Source organism: Methylobacterium platani (assembly GCF_001653715.1).
GTDB lineage: Bacteria > Pseudomonadota > Alphaproteobacteria > Rhizobiales > Beijerinckiaceae > Methylobacterium > Methylobacterium platani.
Map to the genome: position 1 here is coordinate 1 of NZ_LWHQ01000139.1, position 1,912 is coordinate 1,912.

At 69.6% G+C, this 1,912-nt stretch carries 1 protein-coding gene and 1 pseudogene; one reads left to right on the plus strand and one right to left on the minus strand.

Translation table 11 applies throughout. The features are described from left to right. Positions 1 to 304: 304 nt before the first annotated feature. Positions 305 to 1,393, minus strand: coding sequence for an RHE_PE00001 family protein (locus A5481_RS31925; protein ID WP_245298696.1), 1,089 nt, complete (start codon positions 1,391 to 1,393; stop codon positions 305 to 307). A 190-nt stretch (positions 1,394 to 1,583) separates the two neighbouring features. Between A5481_RS31925 and A5481_RS31930 the strand changes: the two are divergent. Beyond that, positions 1,584 to 1,912 (plus strand): annotated as a pseudogene (locus tag A5481_RS31930) (integrase); the annotation flags it as partial.

The window sequence follows — 1,912 nt, forward strand, 5'->3', positions numbered from 1 at the left end:
GGGGGGGGGGGGGGGGGGGGGGGGGGGGGGGGGGGGGGGGGGGGGGGGGGGGTGGGGGGGGGGGGGGGGGGGGGGGGGGGGGGGGGGGCGGGGGGGGGGGGGGGGGGGGGGGGGGGGGGGGGGGGGGGGGGGGGGGGGGTGGAGGATTGACAACGTAGGGCAAGTTCCTGCTGCGGACTAATCCCAAGGTATTTAAGGAGCAAGGTGCTTCACCAGTAGCTTGCCGCACGCAGTCGCCGACCTGCAGAGCAAAACTCTTCGGCCGTGACCCGCGTAGATTTCAGGCTCACTGATGGGATCCGGTCTACAAGACCCCCCAAGCTCGGTATCGTCCTCGTCCGGTGAGTTCGCGCAGGCCGAGTTCCGCCACGAGGGTTTGTGCGGCGCGGGGTGTGACCCCGAGCTCGTCCGCGATGGTGGTGGCGGAGACCAGGGGCCGGGCGAGCACGAGCTCGATGAGGCGAGGCAGGCTGGAGCTCCCCCGTCGGCCCTTCACCTTCGCCTGTAGGACCTCGCGCGAGAGCATCAAGCGGTCGTGGTCACTCATGCCATGTTCCGCACCGGTCGTGACGGCACCGAGGAATGTCAGCCAGCGGGACAGCGGATCGCGCACGAGCCAGCGGTCGCGCGGCACACGACGCAGGGCACTGGCGAGAGCGGGCAAGTGGTGTCGGGCCTTACCGCAGGCGCGCAGGAGGTCAGCAGCTAGCAGAGGTCCGAGCCAGGCGCGGTGCTGAAGCGGCTCGAGGGCGGCCCAGGCGTCGTAGGCGACGGTGGCGGCAAGGACGGGTGGCAGGGTGCGGGTTTCGGCGACCACGTGGCGCCAGGCGGCGAGGCGGTCGGTCTCGCCCCAGGTCGGGTCGTAGAGCAAGGGTGATTTCTCCCGCATCGCGCCGGTGTCGGTGAGAAGACGGGTGGAACGGGCGATCAGGGCATCAATCCCAGCGAGCTCGGCTGCGAAGGCGTCGTCGACGTCATCGAGATCCTCCTCCCCGTTGGTGGCGTCGACGGTCGGCGCGACTGGAACCGGGATCGCGTCCTGATCCGCGGCCCCGTCCGGATCCTCGGACAGAGCGGCAAGGCCAGTGAGACTGGTGGCCCAGCCGAGCTCGGCGGCGGCGATGCGACGGCGGGTGCGCAGGATGGCGTGGGCGCGGGTGAGCTCCTGCGAGGGGGCATGCCGATCACGACCGGCGTCGTGGAGGACGAGGTCCTCGAGGAGCACGAGGTCGCCCTGAAGGGCGAGGCTGGCGCAGGCGTCGGCGAAGTCGGTGCGGGTACGCCAGCCGTGGCGGATGGGGCTGGTGGCAAGCTGTTGATCGAGGCGGGCGAGTGCGTCCTCGGCGGCGACAAGCGGCGTGGCGAGGGCGGCCCAGGGCAGCGGCTCGGGCAATCGATAAAACACTGCTTAGCGTAGACAAAAACCTCCTGTACAGAAGCGAGACCGCATTTCACTTCGCTCACCTGTATGAGGGTACGGCTGGCACGCTGACCATTGATAATATCCTCTTATCGATGGTGATTTACGAACGGGTGAAAATCGGCTTGAATGCGGTCTGGATCCCTGCTGAAGCCCGCCCGCGATGTCCGATCACACCCCTGCCCTGCTCCCAGATCCGACCCTCGCCCGCGAGCGCGACCTCGACGCCCTCGCCGGTCTCCTGCCCTTCGACGCTCGCGAGCGCCTGGCCGTCCTTCTCACCGACGAGGACGCCGCCACCCTCAAGCACCTCGCTCGCTCCGGCATGGGCGCCAATACCTTACGGGCGCTCGCCTCCGACCTCGGCTACCTCGAGGCCTGGTGCCTAGCTGCCACTGGTCATCCCCTGCCATGGCCCACCACCGAGGCCCTAGCGCTGAAGTTCGTTGCCCATCACCTGTGGGATCCGGCCGAGCGCGAGAGCGATCCCCG